The following is a 3,516-nucleotide window of genomic DNA, read 5'->3' on the forward strand; positions in this document are numbered from 1 at the left end:
TTTTTGGTGGTGGGGGTGGTGTTGTGGTTTGTGGTTGTGGTTGCGAGGTTTTGTTGTTGTTGTAAGTTTTCGGCCGGTTAGTGCCAGTTCCCTGCGCGCATTGCTGCGTTTCTAGGTCTGGTCTATCGATCCCGTGGTCTGCGGGGGGCCTTATCCCACTTAATGGGTGAGAAGCCTGGTCTTGGAGGGGGTTTCCCGCTTAGATGCTTTCAGCGGTTATCCTGTCCGAACGTGGCTATCCAGCGGTGCCCCTGGTGGGACAACTGGTAGACCAGAGGTTCGTCCGTCCCGGTCCTCTCGTACTAGGGACAGGTTTCCTCAAGCTTCTGACGCGCGCGGCGGATAGAGACCGAACTGTCTCACGACGTTCTAAACCCAGCTCGCGTGCCGCTTTAATGGGCGAACAGCCCAACCCTTGGGACCTGCTCCAGCCCCAGGATGCGACGAGCCGACATCGAGGTGCCAAACCATCCCGTCGATATGGACTCTTGGGGAAGATCAGCCTGTTATCCCCGGGGTACCTTTTATCCGTTGAGCGACACCCCTTCCACTCAGAGGTGCCGGATCACTAGTCCCGACTTTCGTCCCTGCTCGACATGTCCGTCTCGCAGTCAAGCTCCCTTGTGCACTTACACTCAACACCTGATTGCCGTCCAGGTTGAGGGAACCTTTGGGCGCCTCCGTTACATTTTAGGAGGCAACCGCCCCAGTTAAACTACCCACCAGGCACTGTCCCTGAACCGGATATACGGTTCGAGGTTAGAGGCCCAATACGATCAGAGTGGTATTTCAACAATGACTCCACGATCACTGGCGTGACCGCTTCACAGTCTCCCACCTATCCTACACAAACCGTATCGAGCACCAATACCAAGTTGTAGTGAAGGTCCCGGGGTCTTTTCGTCCTGCCGCGCGTAACGAGCATCTTTACTCGTAATGCAATTTCGCCGAGTCTATGGTTGAGACAGTTGAGAAGTCGTTACGCCATTCGTGCAGGTCGGAACTTACCCGACAAGGAATTTCGCTACCTTAGGATGGTTATAGTTACCACCGCCGTTTACTGGGGCTTAAATTCTCCGCTTCACCCTAAAAGGGTTAACGGGTCCTCTTAACCTTCCAGCACCGGGCAGGCGTCAGTCCGTATACATCGTCTTGCGACTTCGCACGGACCTGTGTTTTTAGTAAACAGTCGCTTCTCACTGGTTTGTGCCACCCACTCACGCTTGGGCCGTAAAGGCTTACACGCCATGTGGGTCCCCCTTCTCCCGAAGTTACGGGGGCATTTTGCCGAGTTCCTTAACCATAGTTCACTCGTACGCCTCGGTATTCTCTACCTGACCACCTGTGTTGGTTTGGGGTACGGGCCGTGTGTGCGCTCGCTAGAGGCTTTTCTCGACAGCATAGGATCACCGAATTCGCCTCACTCGGCTATGCATCACCTCTCAGGATATGTGAAACCCGGATTTGCCTAGGTTTCTCCCTACCGGCTTGCCCCAGTATTACCACTGACTGGTACGGCTACCTTCCTGCGTCACCCCATCGCTTGACTACTACCAGAGAAGGTCACGCGCAGCCCCGTCAATCCGCACACCCGAAGGTGATTGGTAACGACGGTTTTGGGCGTTTAGTACCTCTGATTCATCAGGGACGCTCACACACGGGTACGGGAATATCAACCCGTTGTCCATCGACTACGCCTGTCGGCCTCGCCTTAGGTCCCGACTCACCCTGGGCGGACTGGCCTGGCCCAGGAACCCTTGGTCTTTCGGCGGGCAAGGTTCTCACTTGCCTTATCGCTACTCATGCCTGCATTCTCACTCCCACACCCTCCACAGCTCCATTACCAGGCTGCTTCACAGGATGCAGGACGCTCCCCTACCCAGCACACAAAAGTATGCTGCCGCGGCTTCGGCGGTGTGCTTGAGCCCCGCTACATTATCGGCGCACAATCACTTGACCAGTGAGCTATTACGCACTCTTTCAAGGGTGGCTGCTTCTAAGCCAACCTCCTGGTTGTCTTCGCGACTGCACATCCTTTTCCACTTAGCACACGCTTAGGGGCCTTAGCCGGCGATCTGGGCTGTTTCCCTCTCGACGCACGGAGCTTATCCCCCGCCGTCTCACTGCCGCATTACACCGTGTCGGCATTCGGAGTTTGGCTGACGTCAGTAACCTTGTGAGGCCCATCGGCCATCCAGTAGCTCTACCTCCGACACGAACACTGCGACGCTGCACCTAAATGCATTTCGGGGAGAACCAGCTATCACGGAGTTTGATTGGCCTTTCACCCCTACCCACAACTCATCCCCTCAGTCTTCAACCTAAGTGGGTTCGGGCCTCCACGCGGTCTTACCCGCGCTTCACCCTGGCCATGGGTAGATCACTCCGCTTCGGGTCCAGAACACACCACTACACCAGCCACTGTTGACTGGATACGCCCTATTCAGACTCGCTTTCGCTACGGCTACCCCACCCGGGTTAACCTCGCGACATGTCCCTGACTCGCAGGCTCATTCTTCAAAAGGCACGCCATCACCAAACAAGTCGGCTCTGACGGATTGTAAGCGCACGGTTTCAGGTACTATTTCACTCCCCTCCCGGGGTACTTTTCACCATTCCCTCACGGTACTAATCCGCTATCGGTCACTGAGAAGTATTCAGGCTTACCGGGTGGTCCCGGCAGATTCACAGCAGATTCCACGGGCCCGCTGCTACTCGGGAAACATTCCACGAAAGCCGTCAAGTTTTCGGTTACGGGGCTCTCACCCTCTCCGGCAGGCCATCCCAGACCACTCCACCTAACCCAACGGTTGATCACTTTCGCTCTCCACGGCGGTAGAGAGAAGAAACGTCCCACAACACCGCACACACAACCCCCGCCGGGTATCACATGCACACGGTTTAGCCATCCTCCGCTTTCGCTCGCCACTACTCACGGAATCACTTTTGTTTTCTCTTCCTACGGGTACTGAGATGTTTCACTTCCCCGCGTTCCCCCCCAACGCCTATATATTCAGCGTTGGGTGACACGACATCACTCGTGCCGGGTTTCCCCATTCGGACATCCTCGGATCCACGCTCGGTTGACAGCTCCCCGAGGCATATCGCAGCCTCCCACGTCCTTCATCGGCTCCCAGTGCCAAGGCATCCACCATGCGCCCTTAAACACTTACAACACAAAACCAAAAAATGAGTCACCCACACACACCACACACCCAAAAAGGCATGCAGCACATGCGAGTATCAGAAAAATTTGCATTACATAAAAGAAGCACACACACCCGAAAGCCTGTGCACCCTTTTGATGCTCGCAACCACTATCCACAAATCAAACACCACACCCCACCACCAAAGCAGGGCAACAACACGCCTCCCACCCCACACAGGGGCCAGGGAACTGCGGGCCTGTTGTCTCAAAGCCCAATAGTGTGTCTGATGATTTTCCGCAGATGCTTTCCCGCACCCACGCCAAGTTTGTTGTCCTGCACCAGAACCCGGTCCACTACAGACAAGCCC

1 rRNA gene is annotated in these 3,516 nt (G+C 55.6%); it reads right to left on the minus strand.

Annotated features, from left to right (window positions below):
* Positions 1-57: 57 nt before the first annotated feature.
* A 23S ribosomal RNA gene (locus tag P9A17_RS33165) occupies positions 58-3,175 on the minus strand.
* Between the last annotated feature and the right edge of the window lie 341 nt (positions 3,176-3,516).

This window comes from Mycobacterium sp. 236(2023) (assembly GCF_029623955.1).
GTDB lineage: Bacteria > Actinomycetota > Actinomycetes > Mycobacteriales > Mycobacteriaceae > Mycobacterium.